Here is a 19,040-nt window from a genome sequence, read left to right as displayed (position 1 = left end):
TGCGCGTGGAGCGAAGCGGCATGCGCAGCGGGGTGGGGTGAAGGACTCTCCGCCACGAGCAGTGCCCGTGTGGAGAGATCACCCCACCCCACTCGCGCTGCGCGCGATCGACCACGGGCGAGCTACGCTCGTCCCGGACCCCTTCCAGGGGAGGGTAAGAAAAGGCCAGCGTCTTCGCACATGACGGGCGGCGGCTGCTCGGCTAGACTTCCCCTTGCAAAACAAGACGAATTGTCCGGGGAGGACAGGCGTGCACCAGGGACGTGTCGTTTACGGCGCGATCGAGGAGGTCGTGTTCGGCCATCCGGCAGCCGGCGCGATCGTCGCGCAGATGGATCGGCTGGGAGCCCGCCGCGCCTTCCTGATGGTCTCAGGGACGCTGAACCGGCAGACCGACGAGATCGCGAAAATCAAGGAAGCACTCGGGCCGCGCTGCGCCGGCCTGTTCGACGCCATGCCGGCACACACGCCGCGCGAGGCGGTGATCGCAGCCACTCGCGCGGCGCGCGAGGTGGGCGCCGATCTGATCGTCACCGTCGGCGGCGGCTCGATCACCGACGGCGCCAAGGCGGTGCAGCTCTGCCTTGCCAACGGCATCGACACGATCGACGGCATCGAGCGCATCCGCGTGCACAAGGGGGTCGCGCCCGAGATGAATGCGCCGACCGTGCGACAGGTCAGCGTACCGACCACGATTGCCGGCGGCGAGTTCTCATCGATCGCCGGCGTCACCGACCGCAGCACCAACGTGAAACAGATGCTGCGGCATCCGCTCACCGTGCCGCGCGCGACCATCCTCGACCCGGCCATCACCGTGCACACGCCGGAATGGCTGTTCCTGTCGACCGGTATCCGCGCCATCGACCATTGCGTCGAGGCGATCTGCTCGCGAGAGACGCATCCCTATGCCGACGCGCAATCGGTCAAGGGCCTTGCCATGCTTGCCGATGCGCTGCCCCGGGTGAAGGCCAACCCATCCGATCTCGGCGCACGCATGGATGCGCAGATCGGAACCTGGCTGTCGATGGGCGCGCTCGCCGCCGGCGTGCCGATGGGCGCGAGCCACGGCATCGGCTACGTGCTGGGCGCGGCCTTCAACGTGCCGCACGGCCACACCTCCTGCGTCATGCTGCCGGCGGTGATGCGCTGGAATGCGCGCGACAATGCCGAGCGCCAGGTGATCGTCGCCGCCGCGATGGGCTTTCCCGGCCATGACGCCGCCGACGTGCTCGATGCCTTCATCCGCTCGCTCGGCATGCCGCGCAGCCTCGCGGATGTGCACGTCTCGCCGGAGCATTTCGATGCCATCGCCGAACAGGCGATGCGCACGAACTGGATCCCGCGCAATCCGCGCAAGATCGCCGGCCCCGCCGACATCAAAGAAATCCTGTCTCTCGCCGCATGATCCAAGCCGGAGGATAGATGTACACTGGTCACCATGCCCGCCTGCGCCCGCTGCAGCCCGCGTTCATCATGGCGGCGACCGGCGAGGCCGTCACCTATCGCGAGCTGGAGGCACGCAGCAATCGCCTCGCGCATCTGTTCCGCAAGCACGGCCTCAAGCGGCTCGACCACTACTCGATCTTCATGGAGAACAATGCGCGCTATCTCGAGGCCTGCGGTGCGGGCGAGCGGTCGGGGCTCTACTACACCTGCATCAACTCGTTCCTGACGCCGGGCGAGCTCGCCTATCTGCTCGTCAACAGCCAGTCGAAGATCCTGATCACGTCGATGGCGAAGCTCGACATCGCGCGCGAGGCGATCCAGGCCTGCCCCGACGTCAAGCTCTGCATCGTCGCCGACGGTCCCGGCGAGAGCGAGCGCATCGTCGGGCTGGCGGACGCCACCGCCGGTCTGCCCGCGACGCCGATCCAGGACGAGTGGCTCGGCACCGCCATGCTCTATTCGTCGGGCACGACGGGGCGGCCGAAAGGCATTTTGCGGCCGCTGCCGGAGGAGCCGCCCAAACACAATCTGCCGCTGTTCGATTTCCTGACCAAGCTCTGGCACTACCGCGAGGGTATGGTCTACCTGTCGCCGGCCCCGCTCTATCACTCGGCGCCGCAGGCTGCCGTGAACCTCACGATCCGCATGGGCGGCACCGTGATCATCATGGAGAGCTTCGATCCGGAACGCTATCTCCAGCTCGTGCAGCAATGGGGCATCACCCACACGCAGCTGGTGCCGACGATGTTTTCGCGTATGCTGAAGCTGCCGGAGGAGGTGCGCAAGCATTACGACCTGTCGTCGCTGGAGATCGCGATCCATGCGGCGGCGCCCTGCCCGGCCCTGGTCAAGGACGACATCATCAAATGGTGGGGGCCGATCATCCACGAATATTACGGCGCCACCGAAGGCCTCGGCTTCACCGCCTGCAACAGCGAGGAATGGCTGGCGCATCGCGGCACCGTCGGCAAGGTGCTGCTCGGCGACCTCCATATCCTCGACGAGAACATGAATCCGTGCCCGACCGGCACGCCTGGCCAGGTCTGGTTCAAGACCGGATCGCCGTTCGAATATTTCAACGATCCCGAGAAGACGAAGGAAGCGCGCTCGGCCGACGGCAGCATGAGCACGGTCGGCGACGTCGGCTATGTCGACGCCGACCGCTTCCTCTACCTCACCGACCGCGCGACCTTCATGATCATCTCGGGCGGGGTGAACATCTATCCGCAGGAATGCGAGAATCTCTTGATCACCCATCCGAAGGTCGCCGATGCCGCGGTGTTCGGTGTGCCCAATCCCGATCTCGGCGAAGAGGTGAAGGCGGTGGTGCAGCCGATGCCCGGCGTCGTGCCGGACCCCACGCTCGCCGAAGAGCTGATCGCGTTCTGCGGCCAGTCGCTGTCGCGGCAGAAGGTGCCCCGCTCGGTGGATTTCGAGAAGGAACTGCCGCGCTTGCCGACCGGCAAGCTGTACAAGCGGCTGCTCCGGGACCGGTATTGGGGAAACAAGACGTCGCGGATTGTGTGAGCCCCCCGCCGTCGTCCTGGCGAAAGCCAGGACCCATACCGAGTGATCTATCAGTCGCCACCGGCGTCAGTACCGAACGACCAGTCTTCGCCAAACATCTCTCTGGGGTGATGGGTCCTGGCTTTCGCCAGGACGACGCCGGAGGAACCACTCTCACATGGTGAGAGAAAGCCCCCGCGGCCTTGCGTCATCCGAATTGCCGAGAGCGCGGCTGCCCTTGGCCGTTGCTTCGCTGCACCTGCCCCGCTATCGTCCTGACAAACAGGCCGGAAAAGGCCCAAAAGACTAAAGTCCAGGGAGGACGAGAATGCGGAGCGTGCGGGCGCTCGCCGCGACGGCGGCGCTATCTTTGCTGGCGTTTTCGACCATTGCATTCGCCGGCCAGCCCAAGCAGGGCGGAATCCTGCGGATGTATCACCGGGACAGCCCCGGCAATGCCTCGATCCATGAAGGCGCGACCTACTCGCTCAATGTTCCCTTCATGCCCGTGTTCAACAACCTCGTCATCTACAAGCAGGACGAGGCGCAGAACCGGATGGACAACATCATTCCGGAACTCGCCGAGAGCTGGGCCTGGGTGAACGACAACAAGACCCTGACCTTCAAGCTGCGCCAGGGCGTGAAATGGCACGACGGCAAGCCGTTCACCTCGGCGGACGTCAAATGCACCTTCGACATGCTGATGGGCAAGGCGCAGCAGAAGTTCCGGCAGAACCCGCGCAAGACCTGGTACGAGCAGGTCAGCGACATCTCGACCAACGGCGATTTCGAGGTCTCGTTCAACCTGAAGCGGCCGCAGCCCTCGCTGCTGGCGCTGCTCGCTTCGGGCTATACGCCGGTCTATCCCTGCCATGTCTCGCCGGGCGACATGCGCACGCACCCGATCGGCACCGGCCCGTTCAAATTCGTCGAGTTCAAGGCCAATGAATCGATCAAGCTGACGCGCAATCCGGATTACTGGCGCGAGGGCCGGCCCTATCTCGACGGCATCGAGTTCACCATCATCCCGAACCGCTCGACCGCGATCCTCGCCTTCGTCGCCGGCAAATTCGACATGGCCTTCCCGACCGAGGTGAGCATCCCGCTCCTGAAAGATGTGAAATCGCAGGCGCCGAACGCGGTCTGCGAGATCGCGCCGACCAATGTTGCGACCAACATCATCGTCAATTCGACGGCAGCGCCGTTCGACAACGCCGACATCCGCCGCGCCATGGCGCTGGCGCTCGACCGCAAGGCCTTCATCTCGATCATGTTCGAGGGACAGGGCGACGTCGGCGGCACCATGCTGCCGCCGCCGAACGGCCTCTGGGGCATGCCCAAGGAGATGCTGGAGACCATTCCAGGCTATGGGCCCGACGTGAAGGCCAATCGCGATGCCGCCAAGAAGCTGATGGAGAAGGCGGGTTACGGACCCGACAAGCATCTCGCCGTCAAGGTCTCAACCCGCAACATTCCGGTCTACCGCGATCCCGCGGTGATCCTGATCGACCAGCTCAAGAGCATCTATATCGACGGCGAGCTCGACGTGGTCGAGACCGCGAACTGGTTCCCGAAGGTTGCGCGCAAGGACTACATGATCGGGCTCAACCTCACCGGCAATGCGGTGGACGATCCCGACCAGTCCTTCTACGAGAACTATTCCTGCGGGTCCGAGCGCAACTACACCAACTACTGCAACAAGGAGATCGAGAAACTGTTCGACGAGCAGTCGCAGGAGACCAATGTCGAGAAGCGCAAGAAACTGGTCTGGGACATCGACAAGAAGCTTCAGGAGGACGTCGCCCGTCCGATCATCTTCCACAGCCGTATGGGCAGTTGCTGGCAGCCTTACGTCAAGGGCGTGACGATCATGACGAACAGCTCCTATAATGGCTATCGTTACGAGGACCTGTGGCTGGACAAGTAGCGCAGGCCGCGGGCGGCTGACGGGTTCGGCAGGAGGCGAAGGATGTTTGCCTATCTGGTACGGCGCCTGTTCCTGATGCTCGTGACCCTGTTCGGGATCTCGGTCGTCATCTTCTTCCTGCTGCGCATCGTGCCCGGCAACATCGTCGACATCCTGTTTGCCGCAGCCGGCTATGTCGATCCTGCCGACAAGGCCAATCTGGAGAAAGAGCTCGGAATCGACCAGCCGCTGATCGTGCAATATTGGCACTGGATCAGCGGTTTTCTGCGCGGTGATTTCGGCTACTCCTACGTCTCGGAGAAGCCGGCGCTCCAGGAAATCCTGCCGCGGATCCCGATCACGGCACGGCTCGCTGGCCTCGCGCTGTTGTTCTCTGCGTCCATTGGCATTCCGCTCGGCGTCATCAGCGCGGTGAAGCAAGGCACGCGGCTCGACTACGCGCTGCGCGTCGTCAGCCTCAGCGGATTGTCGCTGCCCTCGTTCTGGCTTGGCCTGCTCATCCTCACCGCGGCGGTGGCGATGTTCGGCCAGATACCGATCTTCAATCCCAATCCCAAGACCTGGCTCGAAGCGTTCGCGACCTACGCCGTGCCCGCCGCCGCCGTCGGCTTCCGCAGCGCGGCGCTGACCATGCGCATCACGCGCTCCTCGATGCTGGAGGTGCTGCGGCAGGATTATATCCGCACCGCGCGCGCCAAGGGCGCCTCCGATGCCGCCGTGAATTATCACCATGCGCTGAAGAACGCGATCCTGCCCGTCATCACCGTGATCGGCATCGAGGCCGCGTTCCTGATCGGCGGCCTGATCGTCACCGAGACCGTGTTCAACATCCCCGGCGTCGCGCGTTTCCTGGTCGAGGCGATCCGCTGGCGCGACTATCCGATCGTGCAGAACCTCGTGATGTTCATTGCCGTCGTGGTGGTGTTCGCGAATTTCACCGTCGACATGCTCTACGCGGTGTTCGATCCGCGGATCAGGTACACGGATTAGCCGCATGATTGTCTCTCACACAGCGCGCGCGCTCTCCTTCACCTCTCCCCGCCTGCGGAGAGAGGTCGAATTTGCGCAAAGCGCAAATTCGGGTGAGGGGGCGTCTCCGCAAGCGAAACTCTCACCTCCCCTGCAGAGAGCCCCCCTCACCCCGACCCTCTCCCCGCACGCGGGGAGAGGGGGAAGGTAGACCTATGGCCGCGATCGACTTTGACGTTGAACTGAGGCGGGCCGGAGCGCATGCCCCCGGCGGGTGGCGGCGCGTGCTGTTCATGGCGCAGCGGCATGTGCTGGGCGCGGCCGGGCTCGTCATCATGGCGGTGTTCGTGCTCACCGCGATCTTTGCCGATTTCATCGCGCGCTATGATCCCCTCACGGTCGATTCCGCCCGCGCGCTGGCGCGCCCGAGTCTCGCGCACTGGATGGGAACGGACTCGTTCGGCCGCGACGTGTTCAGCCGCATCATCCACGGTGCACGGATTTCGCTGGCGGTCGGCATCGGCTCGACCGCGCTCGGCGGCACGATCGGCGTCATCGTCGGCCTCACCTCCGGTTATCTCTCCGGCTGGGTCGATCTCGTGTTCCAGCGCGTCTCCGACGTGCTCCAGGCGCTGCCGCTGCTGGTGCTGGCCCTGATCATGACGGCGGCCCTCGGCCCTACACTGCCGAACGTCATCATCGCCATCGCCATTCCGCTGATCCCGACCGTGTCGCGCGTCATCCGCGCCAACACGCTGGCGCTGCGCGAGCAGCCCTTCGTCGAGGCCGCCAAGTCGATCGGCATGAGCGAGATGCGCATCGCGCTCCGCCACGTGCTGCCGAACACGCTGGCGCCGCTGATCGTGCTTGCCACCGCCCAGCTCGGCTCGACCATCCTCACCGAAGCCTCGCTCTCCTTCCTCGGCCTCGGCATTCCCGAGCCTTATCCGTCATGGGGCCGCATGCTCTCCGAATCCGCCGCCGAATACGTCCGCACGGCGCCGTGGCTGGTGATCTTCCCCGGCATCGCGATCAGCCTCGCCGTGTTCGGCGCCAATTTGTTCGGCGACGCCCTGCGCGACATCCTCGATCCCCGGCAGCGCGGCTGATGGCACAAAAATCCGATCTCGTGCTCGAAGTGAAGAACCTGAAGACGGTGTTCTTCACCAACTCCGGGCTGTTCAAGGCCGTCGACGACGTCTCCTTCACCGTGAAGCGCGGCGAGACGCTGGCGATCGTCGGCGAATCCGGCTGCGGCAAGAGCGTCACCGCGCTGTCCCTGATGCGCCTCGTGCCCGATCCGCCCGGCCGCATCGTCGGCGGCTCCGTGACGCTCGAAGGCACCGACCTGTTGGCTCTGGATGAAGCGCAGATGCGCGCGGTCAGGGGCAACCGCATCTCCATGATCTTCCAGGAACCGATGACCTCGCTCAATCCGGTGATGCGGATTGGCGACCAGATCGTCGAGGCCGTACGGCTGCACCGGAACATCTCGTCGAAGGAGGCGCAGAATATCGCCGTGGAGATGCTGCGGCTGGTGCGCATCCCCGAACCGGCGCGGCGCGCGCGCGAATATCCGCACCAGCTCTCCGGCGGCATGCGCCAGCGCGCGATGATCGCGATGGCGCTGGCGTGCCGTCCGGCGCTGCTGATCGCGGACGAGCCGACCACGGCCCTCGACGTCACCATTCAGGCGCAGATCCTGGCGCTGATCCTCGATCTGCAGAAGGAGCTCGGCACCGGCCTCGTCCTCATCACGCATGATCTCGGCGTGGTCGCGCAGACCGCGCAGCGCGTAATCGTGATGTATGCCGGCCGCAAGGTCGAGGAAGCCAGCGTCGAGGCGCTGTTCGCAGCTCCGAAGCATCCCTACACGCGCGGCCTGATGGCCTCGATCCCGGCCGTCCCGGCCTCCGGCGCACCGGCACAGGCGCGCCTGAACGAAATTCCGGGCACCGTGCCCTCGCTGGTGCGGCTGCCGCAGGGCTGCGCCTTCGCGCCGCGCTGCAAGCTCGCCATCAAGCGTTGTGAGGCCGAATATCCACCGCTCGCGGATTGGGGCGGCGGCCATCTCGCGGCGTGCTGGCGCGCGGAAGAAGTGGCGGAGGTGGCATGACCGAGGCGCTGCTCGAAGTCACCGAACTCAAGAAGCACTACCCGGTGCGCGCCGGCGTGCTGCGCCGGCAGGTCGGCACCGTGCATGCGGTGGATGGCGTCTCGTTCTCGCTTGGCGCCGGCGAGACGCTGGGCCTCGTCGGCGAATCCGGCTGCGGCAAGTCGACGGTGGCGCGCAGCGTGCTGCGGCTGGTCGAGCCGACCTCGGGCCAGATCCGTCTCGACGGCGAGGACATCACGCACCTCTCGAAGACTGCGCTGCGCCCGCACCGCCGCTCGATGCAGATCGTGTTCCAGGACCCGTTCGCCTCGCTCAATCCGCGCATGACCGCGGGCGACATCGTCGGCGAGCCGCTCGCCGTGCACGGGCTCGCAACCGGCAAGGAGCTGGAGGATCGGGTCGCCAAGCTGTTCGAGCAAGTGGGCTTGCGGCCAGACCAGATGGGCAATTTCCCGCATCAATTTTCAGGCGGCCAGCGCCAGCGCATCTGCATCGCACGCGCGCTCGCGCTCGGGCCGCGCCTGATCGTCTGCGACGAGCCGGTGTCCGCGCTCGACGTTTCGATCCAGGCGCAGGTCATCAACCTCCTGATCGACCTGCAGCGCCAGCACGGCTTCTCCTATCTCTTCATCGCGCACGATCTTGCCGTGGTCGCCCATATCAGCCACCGCGTCGCGGTGATGTATCTGGGGCGCATCGTCGAGATCGCCGACAAGAACGAGCTGTTCCGCAATCCCAGGCATCCCTATACGCAGGCCCTGCTCGCCTCGGTGCCGATCGCGAACCCGTTGGCAAAGAAGCTCGCGCCGCTGGTCGACGGCGACGTGCCAAGTCCGGTCAATCCGCCCTCCGGCTGCGCGTTTCACACGCGCTGCCGATTCGCGATGGAGCGATGCAAGACGGAGCGGCCGGCGCTGGTGGACGCAGGCGATGTGCATCAGGTGGCGTGTTTGCTGAATGAAGGGACTGGTCGGAGCAACGCGACTGCGTAGGGTGGGTTAGCGAAGCGGACTGTGCGAAGCGCAGGCCGCAGCGCGTAACCCACCTCTTTGGCCTCCGCGGTGACAGAAGTGGTGGGTTACGCCAGCGCTTCGCGCGGCCCGGGGCTAACCCACCCTACGATCGCGCAACGCCCGGATCACCGGCCAGGCCGCCAGCGCGGCGGCGAGATGCTTGAGCGTATGGCCCGAGACAATGTGTCCGGTCGCTTCGAAGATAGTCGCGTCGCCGAGCTCGAAGAGCTTCGCCAGCACATAAAAGACAATCACGCCGCCAAGCGGCACGCCCACCGCACCGGGCCGGGGCCGCGTCAACGCCAGTCCCACGGCGAGCGCCATGCCGCCGAACTGCACGGCCACCCATGGCGTGAGATTCTCGCGCGCCACCCAGGCCGCGAGCAGGCCCGCAACCATCATCAGCACCAGCACCGCCTCGCCTGCACGCGTGCTGATGCGCTCGCCGGCCGCGATGCCCAGAAAGCCTGCGAACGCCACCGCCATGCCGAGACGATCGGCCACGAGCCGCTGCGGCGCGTCCGGATCGAGATGATAGAAGCCTGAGCCCAGGCAAGTGAGGATCAGTCCCACGAAGAACCAGCTCGCGCCTACGGGCGCATCGTTGCGGCCGCGCAGCCGCTCCGAGCCCCAGACGCCCATCGCGAGGAAGGCGAGATTGCTCAGCACGTCGCCGGCGTTGGGGACACCCAGCCAGGGGCGGGTGTCGACGAAGTGCGGGATGTGCCACGCCGCGGCGGGCAGCGCGGGTGCGAAGAGTGCCGCCAGGGTGAGGAGCGCGAGCGCGCCGATCAGGTATTTTTCGCGGGTCTGCGGTGGCGCGAGCGAGCATCGGCGGTGCACTGACGGGAGTATGGGATCGGTCGCTTGGACGTGGTGATCAGCGTGCACCTGGAACCTCCACATATATTGAACCTTGTTCAATATATGTAACTTAAAAATGAACTATGTTCAATAGAGATTGCGCGCGACGCATCTCGACGAACATCACATTGATAGTGTTATGCTTTTAAGCCGTCGACCAGATTACAGGTGCCGTAGGGTGGGCAAAGCGAAGCGTACCCACCATCCCTCAATAATGTAATCGCCGGTTCGTGGGCACGGCGCTACGCGCCTTTGCCCACCCTACGAGACTGCGTTTGCGCCGCGCTACCCGGCCCCGATCTCCGCGACGATCCGTCCCGTCGTCACCTGCTCGCCCTCGGCGACGTCGATCGCGGCGATCACGCCGTCGATGCCGGCCTTGTGGACGTGCTCCATCTTCATCGCTTCCAGCGTCAGCACCGGCTGGCCGGCGGTGACGCGGTCGCCCGGCTTGACGAGGACGGCGACGACGCGGCCGTTCATGGCGGCGCGGACCTTGCCGTCGCCGCCATTCGTTGCCGCCGCTTTCGGCGCGGCTAGGGTGAGATCGGTGACGACGAGCGGAATGCCGCGGTGCTGGAGGTAGAGCCGATCGCCGTCGCGGAGAAATTTTGCGCTGTCCATCACGCCGTCGTGGCGGAAGCGGATTGCGTCGGCATCGAGCTGGTCGATCTCGAACTTGTCCTGACGGCCTTCGGTGACGACGGTGTAACTGCCGTCGCGCTCGCGGGTGATTTCGAGCTCGTGCGCGTGCCCGGCGATCTCGATCTTCGCGGGCAGCGGAAACGTTGCCGACAGGCTGCGGCCACTTTGCCATGACGGCGCGCGCGGATTGGTGACGTAGAGCAGCAGGCCCGCCAGCGCCATGTCGAATGCGGCGTTCGCACGCGGCGCCAGCAGTTCGTCGCGATGCGTGCCGATGAAGGCCGTCGTCGCCTCGCCTTTGGCGAAGCCGGGATGGCGCAGGCAGGACATCAGGAACGCCTGGTTGGTGGTCACGCCGAACGCGGTGAGTTGCTCGAGACCAACGATCAGCCGCCCCCTCGCCTCCTCGCGGGTCGCGCCATGGCTGACCACCTTGGCGATCATGGAATCGTAGAACGGCGGAATCTCCGAGCCCGATTGCAGCGCATGCTCGACGCGGATGCCGTCAGGCACCTGCCAGCGCGCCATGCGGCCGGACTGCGGCATGAAATCCTGCGCGGCATCCTCCGAGCACAGTCGCACCTCGATCGCATGGCCGGAGAACTTGATGTCCTGCTGCTTCACCGGCAATGGCTCGCCGCGCGCGACGCGCAGCTGCAGCTCGACGAGATCGAGCCCGGTGATCGCCTCGGTCACGGGATGCTCGACCTGGAGCCGCGTATTCATCTCCATGAAGTAGAACTCGCCGCGCTCGTCGAGCAGGAACTCCAGCGTGCCGGCGCCCTCATAGCGCAACGCCTTCACCGCAGCGACCGCGACCTCGCCCATTCTCGCCCGCAGTTCCGGCGTCACCGCGGGTGACGGCGCCTCCTCGATCAGCTTCTGGTGCCGGCGCTGCACCGAGCAGTCGCGCTCGCCGAGATGGATGGCATTGCCGTGGCTGTCGCCGAACACCTGGATCTCGATGTGGCGGGGATTCTGGATGGCGCGTTCGAGGATCACGGTGGGATCTCCGAACGCCGCCTTCGCCTCCGACCGCGCGCTGCGCAGCGCATCGGGAAACGACGCCGCATCGGTGACGAGCCGCATGCCGCGACCGCCGCCGCCGGCCACCGCCTTGATCATCACGGGGAAGCCGATCTTTTTGGCCTCCGCGAGCATGACCTCGTCGCTTTGGTCGGCACCTTGATAGCCTGGAACGCAGGGCACGCCGGCCTTTTTCATGATCTCCTTGGCGCCGGCCTTGTTGCCCATCGCCTCGATCGCCTGCGGCGACGGGCCGATGAAGACGAGGCCGGCATCGTTGCAGGCTTGCGCGAAATCCTCGTTCTCGGCGAGGAAGCCGTAGCCGGGGTGAACGGCATCCGCGCCGCTGGCTTTCGCCGCGGCAATGATCGCGGGGATGTTGAGATAGGATTGCGCCGGCAAGGCCTCGCCGATGCGCACGGCCTGATCCGCGTGCTTCACGTGAAGCGCATCGCGATCGGCGTCCGAGTAGACCGCGACGACGCCGAGACCGAGCCGCCGCGCGCTGCGCATCACACGCAGTGCGATCTCGCCGCGATTGGCGACCAGAACCTTGAAGAACGGCCGGTGATGCACTGATCCGTTCCTCATGGGCGGGCCACCGAGAATTGCATGCGCTGGGGCGAGCGCGCATCACCCTCGCGGCAGATCGCGAGCACCTCCGACAGCACCGCGCGGGTGTCGCGCGGATCGATCACGCCGTCGTCGAGCACACGGGCGCTGGTCGAGAACACGTCCATCTGCCCATCGAACACGCCGATGATCTGCGCCTTCATCGCATCCAGCTTGTCCTTTTCGATGGGCTTGCCGCGGCGGGCGGCGGCGGCCTCGGTCACGATCGCCATGGTCTCGGCGGCCTGCTCGCCGCCCATCACGGCGGTCTTGGCGTTGGGCCAGGAGAAGCAGAAGCGCGGATGGAAACCGCGGCCGCACATGCCGTAATTGCCGGCGCCGAACGAGGCGCCGCAATAGATGGTGATCTGCGGCACCGTCGCCGAGGTCACCGCCTGGATCATCTTCGAGCCGTGCTTGATCATGCCGGCTTCTTCATAGGCCTTGCCGACCATGTAGCCGGTGGTGTTGTTGAGATAGAGGATCGGCGTACGGGTCTGGCAGCAGGCCTGGATGAAATGCGTCGCCTTGTTGGCGCCGGCGGGATCGAGCGGACCGTTGTTGGTGATGATGCCGATGGCCTGGCCCTCGATGCGGGCATGGCCGCAGACCGTGGCCGGGCCGTAATTCGGCGCCATCTCGGTGAAGTCGGAATCGTCGACGATGCGGGCGATCACCTGCTTCATGTCGACGGGGCGCTTGTGGTCCATCGGCATGATGCCGAGCAGCTCGTCCTGGTCGTAGCGCGGCGGCTTGAACTCTGGAGCGGCCCGGCCCGGCCGCTCCCATTCCATCGCCGCCATGATCTCGCGCGCGATGCGAAGCGCGTCGCGATCGTCCTCGGCGAGATAATCGCCGAGGCCGGAGATCTGCGTGTGCATCTCGGCGCCACCGAGCTCTTCCTCGGTCGCGATCTCGCCGGTGGCGGCCTTCAGCAGCGGCGGCCCGGCGAGGAAGGCGCGGGTGCGGCCGCGCACCATGACGATGTAGTCGGACAGGCCGGTCTGATAGGCGCCGCCCGCGGTGGACGAACCATGCGTCACGGTGACGACCGGCAGGCCCGCGGCGGAGAGCCGCGCGAGATTACGAAAGATGTTGCCGCCGCGGACGAAATCCTCGACGCGGTAGCGCAAGAGATTGGCGCCGGCGCTTTCGACGAGCTGGACGTAAGGCAGCTTGTTCTCCAGCGCGAGCTCCTGCACCCGCAGCGTCTTGTCGAGGCCATAAGGCTGCAGCGCGCCGGCGTCGATGCCGGAATCACTGGCGCTGACCATGCAGCGGATGCCCGAGACGAAGCCGATGCCGGCGATAACGCCGCCGCCGGGTACGCTCTTGTTCGGATCGGGCACGTCAAACATGTAGCCGGCGAGGGTCGACAGCTCGATGAAGGGCGCACCGGGATCGAGCACCAGCGCGACGCGCTCGCGCGGCAGCAGCTGGCCGCGCTTGTGGAAGCGGTCTTTTGCCGCCGCCGACGCCGCACGCGTGCGCTCTTCCAGCGCGCGCATGCGGTCGATCAGCGCGAGCATGCCGTCTCGGTTGGTGTGGTAGCTGGCGCTGCCGGGGGAAATGGTGTTTTCGAGAATGGACATCACTCAATCCTGCTCGTCATTGCGAGGAGCGAAGCGACGAAGCAATCCAGACTGTTTCCGCGGAGAGATTCTGGATTGCTTCGCTTCGCTCGCAATGACGGGTGAGGCGATACCTTACCTGTTCGTCCCAAAGATCTTCCGCGCCTCGGCAGGACTCGCGATCTCGCGGCCGGCGCGCCTTGCGCAGGCGGCGACGGCTTCGATCAGCTGGCCGTTCGAGGTCACCTTCGTGCCGTCGGCGAGATAGAAGGTGTCTTCGAGGCCGGTGCGCAAGTGACCGCCGAGCTCGGCGCAGCGCTGGTGCAGCGGCCAGATCTCTTCCCGGCCGATGGCGGTGACCTGCCAATGCGCCTCGGGCCGTTTCAGCTTGATCAGGATTGGCAGCAGCTCGGGATCAGCCGGCATGCCGGAGGCGACGCCCATCACGAAGTTATATTCGAGCGGCCCCTTGTACATGCCGACCTGGTGGTACATGCCGACGCAGCGGACGATGCCGACGTCAAAGCATTCGAACTCGGGAATGGTGCCGACGGCGTTCATGACGTCGAGATAGTCCTTCACCTTCTCGACCGCGTTGTCGAACATCATAGGCGGCCAGGCCCAATTGTTGTCGGCCTTCACCTTCAAATAATTCAGCGAGCCGGCGTTGCAGGCGGCGATCTCCGGCTTCGTCTCGCGGATGCAGTCGAGCGCGCCGGAGTAGTTCGGCCCCGACACGCCCGAGGTGTGGTTGATGATGACGCCCGGGCAGGCTTCGCGGATCGCCTGCTGGATCTCCTTGCTGACCGCTACCTCCCAGGACGGCAGATGCCCCTTGCCCGGCGCCTGCTGGCGCAGGTGGATGTGCATGATGGACGCGCCGGCATCGAAGGCAGCCTTGGCCTCGCGCGCCATCTGCTCGGGCGTGACGGGCACGTTGTGCTGCTTCGGGTCGGTGAGCACGCCGTTCAGCGCGCAGGTGATGACAGCCTTGTCGCTCATGCCAAAAATATCTCGCACGTTGAGAATTCAACGCTTGCGATCATGTGACGCGCGACATGCGGCTTCTTGCGCGGAGAAGCTGGGAAAGAAGGTGTCGTAGGGTGGGTTAGCCGAAGGCGTAACCCACCATTTTAGTTTCCGCGGAGACAGAAGTGGTGGGTTACGCCGAGCAGATGCGCTTCGCGCATCTGCTCGGCTAACCCACCCTACGAAGCCTCCGCCATCCGCACCGTTTCGGTGCTGCGATAGATCGCAAGATCCCGCGAGCCGACGAAGATCGCGCGGGGCTTCAATCCGTAGAAGCGGCGGATCGAGTGGCTGAAATGCGTGGAATCGGGATAGCCGATATCCTGCGCGAGATGGGCGAGGTTGAGGTCCTGGTTGGCGAAGTGCAGCAGATGCCGCGCGCGCTTCCAGGCGCGGAAGGAGCGGAAGGAGATTCCGGTCTCCTCCTTGAACAGATGCAGGAAGCGTGAAGCGGAGAGGCCCGCCTCAGTGGCGCAGGTATCCGCCGTCACCGGCTCGCCGGAGAAGCGCTCGATGCGGGCGACCGCACGCGTCACGCGCGGGTCGAGCACGCGGCGCGGCAGCGCCTCGCCAAAACACATCTCGTCGAATTCGGCGGTGGTGATATCGCCGTAGCGGCGCTGGCGCAGCAGCGCGTAGGCGGCAAGGATCTTACGGGCATAGACGGCCCGATCGGGTCCGGTCAGCCGCTCGGCCAGGGCCTCGATGACACCATCCGGCATGCTCTCGGGCTCAAGCGTCACGCTGATCGCGGTGCGATAGTCGCTGGCGATGGAATGCCGCTGGTTCGGCAGGGTGACGAACAGCTCGCCGGTCGCGAGGACGTCGTCGATGGTCAGGTGCAGATTGCCCTTCACCGCCACATAGACATGGCAACAGCCCGGGGTCCGCTTGCGGGGGCGACCGAGCAGGCCCGCATAGAACACCCGCTCCGGCGTGATCAGCATCAGATGGTCGGATTCGCGACCGCTATATTCCATTGGGCTCCTCCTCGCGCGGCTCTCTGGCCGCTGCGGACGGAGGTCACCTTAGCGGAAATTTGGGCGCTGTCACGACGGGATAGCGCTGTCAGGGCGCGCAAAAAATCGTCGTTCCGGGACGACCGAAGGGCGGACCCGGAACCTCGCGCCGCAACTTCGAGATTCCGGGTTCGCGCTATTGCGCGCCCCGGAACGACAGCCTCCCTTACGCCCTCACCCTCGGCGCAACATTCTGCTCGACGCCTGCCTTTTGCTCCGCAGCAACGGCACGCTTGAAGCCGTCGCGCTGCTGCAAACGCGCCCAATAGGCTGCGACATTTGGCCCGAAGTCCTTGGCGAGGCCGATACTGTCGGCGAGGCGCAGCGCATAACCAATGACAATGTCAGCGGCGGTGAAGCGGCTGGCGCACAAGGTTTCGGCATTCGCGGTCGCTGCCTCAACGGCGCGCAGCCGTCCCAGGAACCACTTTGCATAGTCGGTAGCAACCTGCGGATTGCGGCGCTCCTCCGGCTCGAGCTGGGTGTATCGGAGCACCAGCGTCTGCGGGAAGGTTAACGTGGCGTCGGAAAAATACATCCAGTTCAGGAACGCGCCATAGGCGGGATCCTCAGACCCGACCATCAAAGGCGTCGGGGCATATCTGGTGCCAAGGTAATGGCAGATGCCGGAGGATTCCGTCATCCTGGTCTCGCCGTCGATCATGAAGGGAATGGTGCCGAGCGGATTGAGCGCAAGATAGTCCTTGGCGAAGACGCGCGGCGGGAACGGCAGCATCTTCAGTTCATATGGCAGCCCCATCTCCTCCAGCATCCAGAGCGGGCGGAACGAGCGCGCGGCGTCGCAGTGATAGAGCGTGATCATCAGGCGTTTCCCTTGCTACCCGGCAGCGTGCCCATCATCTTGCACAGGACCATCAGCATGACCTCGTCGGCGCCGCCGCCGATCGAGGTCAGGCGGCTGTCGCGATAGGCACGGCTGACCGGCGTCTCGTTGGTAAAGCCCATTCCGCCCCAATATTGCAAGCAGGCGTCGGTGAGCTCGCGGCCGAGGCGCCCCGCTTTCAGCTTGGCCATGGTCGCAAGGCGCGTCACATCCTCGCCGGCGACCAGCTGCTCGGCAGCGCGATAGATCAGCGCGCGCAGCAGCTCGACCTCGGTCTGCATCTCCGCCAGCTTGAAGTGCACGACCTGGTTGTCGAGGATCGACTTGCCGAACGCTTTGCGGTTGCGGGTGTATTCGATGGTCTGGTCGATGATGTATTCGTGCGCCTTCAGGCAGGCGGCCGCACCCCAGAGCCGCTCCTCTTGGAACTGGATCATCTGGTAGGTGAAGCCCTTGCCCTCCTCGCCGATCCGGTTGCGCTTGGGCACACGGACGTTGTCGAAGAAGATCTGCGCGGTATCGGACGAGCGCATGCCCATCTTGTCGAGCTTGCGCGCGACCGTGACGCCCTTGCTCTTCATGGGCACGCAGATCAGCGATTTGTTGCGGTGAACCGGCCCATCGCCGGTGTTGGCTAGCAGGCAGATCCAGTCGGCCTGGGTGCCGTTGGTGATCCACATCTTGCCGCCGTTGATGACGTAATCGTCGCCGTCGGCGCGCGCATTGGTCTTGATCGAGGCGACGTCGGAGCCCGCGCCGGGCTCGGAGACGCCGATGCAGGCGACGTAATCGCCGGAGATCGACGGCGCCAGAAATTCGCGCCGCACCTCGTCGGAGCCGAAGCGCGCCAATGCCGGCGTTGCCATGTCGGTCTGCACCCCGATCGCCATCGGCACGCCGCCGCAGGTGATGGCGCCCAGCTCCTCCGCCATCATCAGCGCGTAGGAATAGTCGAGGCCGGAGCCGCCGAACTCGACCGGCTTGTTCAGCCCGAGGAAGCCGAGACGGCCCATCTTCTTGAACAGCTCATGCGCCGGGAAGATGTCGGCCTTCTCCCATTCATCGACATGAGGATTGATCTCGTTGGCGATGAATTTTTGCAAGGAACGGCGGATGTCGTCGTGGTCGGCGGTGAATAGCATTTTGTCCTCTCGTCACAACCCCATCTGCCGCGACGCCAGATCCTTCATGATCTCCTCGGTGCCGCCGCCGATGGCGTTGACCTTGACCTCGCGGTAGATGCGCTCGGCCTTGATGCCGCGCATGAAGCCGGCGCCGCCGAAAATCTGCACGGCTTCCGAGGCGCAGAACGCCATGGTCTGCGTCGCCTGGTTCTTCATCATGCAGATTTCGGCGACCGGGCTCTCGCCCTGCTCGAGCCGCCAGGCCAGCATCTCCAGCATCGCCTGGCTGGCCGCCACCTTCTGCGCCATGTCGACGATCTTGTGGCGGATGACCTGATGCTGGGCGAGCGGCTTGCCGAACGTCTTGCGTTCCTTCGCGTAGGCGATCGCCTCGTCGAGGCAGACGCGGGCGAAGGCAGTGCAGCTCGCCGCCATGCCCATGCGCTCGCTGTTGAAGTTCTGCATGATGATCTTGAAGCCCTGCCCCTCCTCGCCGATCAGGTTTTCGGCCGGCACGCGGCATTCGTCGAAATGCAGCGTCGCGGTATCGGAGGCCCACCAGCCCATTTTCTTCAGCTTCGTTCGCGACAGGCCGGGCGTGTCGCCCTCGATCAGGAGCAGGCTGACGCCGCCGGCGCCCTCGCCGCCGGTGCGCACCGCAACAGTCAGGTAATCGGCGCGCACGCCCGAGGTGATGAAGGTCTTTTCGCCGCTCACGACGTAGTGATCGCCGTCGCGCCGCGCCCGGGTGCGGAGATTTGCAACGTCGGATCCGCCGCCCGGCTCGGTAATCGCGAGCGCGGAAATCTTTTCGCCTGACAGCACCTGCGGCAGCACGCGCGCTTTCACCTCGGGACGCGCGGCGCGCGCGATCGGGGGCGAGCCGATGGTGTGGCTCATCAGGCTGGCGCTGATACCGCCGGCGCCGGCCCGCGCCAATTCCTGGCTGGCGACGATCTTCATGAACTGGTCGGCGGCGATGCCGCCATATTCCTCGGGGAATCCGAGCCCCAACAGGCCAGTTTCGGCGGCCTTGCGATAGAGCGCGCGCGGGAATTCGCCGGCTTCGTCCCATTCATGGGCGAACGGGGCGATCTCCTTCTCGACGAAGCGGTGCATGACATCGCGGAAGGCGTCGTGCTCGGCGGTATAGAACGGGCTCTTCATCGCAGTCTCGCCCTGTTGGCGGATTCGTCGCGTCCACCATGGCCGGAACATTCGCCGTTCACTTGCGCAGAGTGGCTGACCGGAGGAACCGCTCTGGAGCAGAGTATGTCCTAGCAACTCAACGCAAGACGATTTTCGCTCCTCGCAGGCCAACTCCAAATC

At 65.2% G+C, this 19,040-nt stretch carries 15 protein-coding genes; 7 read left to right on the top strand and 8 right to left on the bottom strand.

Annotation, left to right across the window (positions count from 1 at the left end; all coding sequences use genetic code 11):
- The first annotated feature begins 250 nt into the window (after positions 1 to 250).
- From JQ603_RS15125 to JQ603_RS15095, 7 genes are all read left to right on the top strand, one after another.
- Positions 251 to 1,405, top strand: coding sequence for an iron-containing alcohol dehydrogenase (locus JQ603_RS15125; RefSeq protein WP_212340583.1), 1,155 nt, complete (start codon positions 251 to 253; stop codon positions 1,403 to 1,405).
- Positions 1,406 to 1,422: 17 nt separating this feature from the next.
- Entirely contained in the window at positions 1,423 to 2,973 is a 1,551-nt protein-coding gene (locus JQ603_RS15120; RefSeq protein WP_212340581.1) for an AMP-binding protein, read from the top strand.
- 307 nt (positions 2,974 to 3,280) lie between these two features.
- Entirely contained in the window at positions 3,281 to 4,879 is a 1,599-nt protein-coding gene (locus tag JQ603_RS15115) for an ABC transporter substrate-binding protein (RefSeq protein WP_212340579.1), read from the top strand.
- Positions 4,880 to 4,921: 42 nt separating this feature from the next.
- Complete coding sequence (locus JQ603_RS15110) at positions 4,922 to 5,869, top strand: ABC transporter permease (protein WP_212340577.1); 948 nt, start codon at positions 4,922 to 4,924, stop codon at positions 5,867 to 5,869.
- 194 nt (positions 5,870 to 6,063) lie between these two features.
- A complete protein-coding gene (locus tag JQ603_RS15105; protein ID WP_212340575.1) occupies positions 6,064 to 6,957 on the top strand; it encodes an ABC transporter permease in 894 nt (297 codons plus the stop codon).
- Positions 6,957 to 7,964: an ABC transporter ATP-binding protein gene (locus JQ603_RS15100; RefSeq protein ID WP_212340574.1), complete on the top strand. Its 1,008-nt coding sequence runs from the start codon at positions 6,957 to 6,959 to the stop codon at positions 7,962 to 7,964. The genes JQ603_RS15105 and JQ603_RS15100 overlap by 1 nt, the downstream gene beginning before the upstream one ends.
- The gene (locus tag JQ603_RS15095) at positions 7,961 to 8,956 is read left to right on the top strand and encodes an ABC transporter ATP-binding protein (RefSeq protein WP_212340571.1); all 996 of its coding nucleotides are present in this window, start codon (positions 7,961 to 7,963) and stop codon (positions 8,954 to 8,956) included. Before JQ603_RS15100 ends, JQ603_RS15095 begins: the two co-directional genes overlap by 4 nt.
- A 114-nt stretch (positions 8,957 to 9,070) precedes the next feature.
- Here the strand turns inward: JQ603_RS15095 and JQ603_RS15090 are convergent, their stop codons facing one another.
- The 8 genes from JQ603_RS15090 to JQ603_RS15055 all read right to left on the bottom strand — a co-directional run bounded on the left by JQ603_RS15090 (position 9,071) and on the right by JQ603_RS15055 (position 18,878).
- Positions 9,071 to 9,868, bottom strand: a complete 798-nt coding sequence (locus JQ603_RS15090; protein ID WP_349630740.1) for a hypothetical protein — start codon at positions 9,866 to 9,868, stop codon at positions 9,071 to 9,073.
- A 258-nt stretch (positions 9,869 to 10,126) separates the two neighbouring features.
- Positions 10,127 to 12,103, bottom strand: a complete 1,977-nt coding sequence (locus JQ603_RS15085; RefSeq protein ID WP_212340570.1) for an acetyl-CoA carboxylase biotin carboxylase subunit — start codon at positions 12,101 to 12,103, stop codon at positions 10,127 to 10,129.
- Positions 12,100 to 13,716: an acyl-CoA carboxylase subunit beta gene (locus JQ603_RS15080; protein WP_212340569.1), complete on the bottom strand. Its 1,617-nt coding sequence runs from the start codon at positions 13,714 to 13,716 to the stop codon at positions 12,100 to 12,102. Before JQ603_RS15080 ends, JQ603_RS15085 begins: the two co-directional genes overlap by 4 nt.
- 114 nt (positions 13,717 to 13,830) lie before the next feature.
- Positions 13,831 to 14,697, bottom strand: coding sequence for a 3-keto-5-aminohexanoate cleavage protein (locus tag JQ603_RS15075; protein ID WP_212340568.1), 867 nt, complete (start codon positions 14,695 to 14,697; stop codon positions 13,831 to 13,833).
- A gap of 206 nt (positions 14,698 to 14,903) precedes the next feature.
- On the bottom strand, positions 14,904 to 15,704 hold the full coding sequence (locus tag JQ603_RS15070) for a helix-turn-helix domain-containing protein (RefSeq protein ID WP_212340567.1): 801 nt from the start codon (positions 15,702 to 15,704) through the stop codon (positions 14,904 to 14,906).
- Positions 15,705 to 15,909: 205 nt separating this feature from the next.
- Positions 15,910 to 16,566, bottom strand: coding sequence for a glutathione S-transferase family protein (locus JQ603_RS15065; RefSeq protein WP_212340566.1), 657 nt, complete (start codon positions 16,564 to 16,566; stop codon positions 15,910 to 15,912).
- Complete coding sequence (locus JQ603_RS15060) at positions 16,566 to 17,729, bottom strand: acyl-CoA dehydrogenase family protein (protein WP_212340565.1); 1,164 nt, start codon at positions 17,727 to 17,729, stop codon at positions 16,566 to 16,568. The genes JQ603_RS15065 and JQ603_RS15060 overlap by 1 nt, the downstream gene beginning before the upstream one ends.
- Positions 17,730 to 17,741: 12 nt before the next feature.
- Positions 17,742 to 18,878, bottom strand: coding sequence for an acyl-CoA dehydrogenase family protein (locus tag JQ603_RS15055; RefSeq protein WP_212340564.1), 1,137 nt, complete (start codon positions 18,876 to 18,878; stop codon positions 17,742 to 17,744).
- Between the last annotated feature and the right edge of the window lie 162 nt (positions 18,879 to 19,040).

This window comes from Bradyrhizobium liaoningense, from assembly GCF_018130825.1.
GTDB lineage: Bacteria > Pseudomonadota > Alphaproteobacteria > Rhizobiales > Xanthobacteraceae > Bradyrhizobium > Bradyrhizobium liaoningense_B.
The sequence above is the reverse complement of the archived record's forward strand: the minus strand, read 5'-3'. Positions and strand labels throughout refer to the sequence as shown.

Excerpts from the sequence above, each read along its gene's own strand:
- JQ603_RS15060 (WP_212340565.1), bottom strand. The coding sequence starts at position 17,729 with ATGCTATTCACCGCCGACCACGACGACATCCGCCGTTCCTTGCAAAAA.
- JQ603_RS15080 (WP_212340569.1), bottom strand. The coding sequence starts at position 13,716 with ATGTCCATTCTCGAAAACACCATTTCCCCCGGCAGCGCCAGCTACCAC.
- JQ603_RS15070 (WP_212340567.1), bottom strand. The coding sequence starts at position 15,704 with ATGGAATATAGCGGTCGCGAATCCGACCATCTGATGCTGATCACGCCG.
- JQ603_RS15100 (WP_212340574.1), top strand. The coding sequence starts at position 6,957 with ATGGCACAAAAATCCGATCTCGTGCTCGAAGTGAAGAACCTGAAGACG.
- JQ603_RS15085 (WP_212340570.1), bottom strand. The coding sequence starts at position 12,103 with ATGAGGAACGGATCAGTGCATCACCGGCCGTTCTTCAAGGTTCTGGTC.
- JQ603_RS15105 (WP_212340575.1), top strand. The coding sequence starts at position 6,064 with ATGGCCGCGATCGACTTTGACGTTGAACTGAGGCGGGCCGGAGCGCAT.
- JQ603_RS15115 (WP_212340579.1), top strand. The coding sequence starts at position 3,281 with ATGCGGAGCGTGCGGGCGCTCGCCGCGACGGCGGCGCTATCTTTGCTG.
- JQ603_RS15065 (WP_212340566.1), bottom strand. The coding sequence starts at position 16,566 with ATGATCACGCTCTATCACTGCGACGCCGCGCGCTCGTTCCGCCCGCTC.
- JQ603_RS15075 (WP_212340568.1), bottom strand. The coding sequence starts at position 14,697 with ATGAGCGACAAGGCTGTCATCACCTGCGCGCTGAACGGCGTGCTCACC.
- JQ603_RS15110 (WP_212340577.1), top strand. The coding sequence starts at position 4,922 with ATGTTTGCCTATCTGGTACGGCGCCTGTTCCTGATGCTCGTGACCCTG.
- JQ603_RS15095 (WP_212340571.1), top strand. The coding sequence starts at position 7,961 with ATGACCGAGGCGCTGCTCGAAGTCACCGAACTCAAGAAGCACTACCCG.
- JQ603_RS15120 (WP_212340581.1), top strand. The coding sequence starts at position 1,423 with ATGTACACTGGTCACCATGCCCGCCTGCGCCCGCTGCAGCCCGCGTTC.
- JQ603_RS15055 (WP_212340564.1), bottom strand. The coding sequence starts at position 18,878 with ATGAAGAGCCCGTTCTATACCGCCGAGCACGACGCCTTCCGCGATGTC.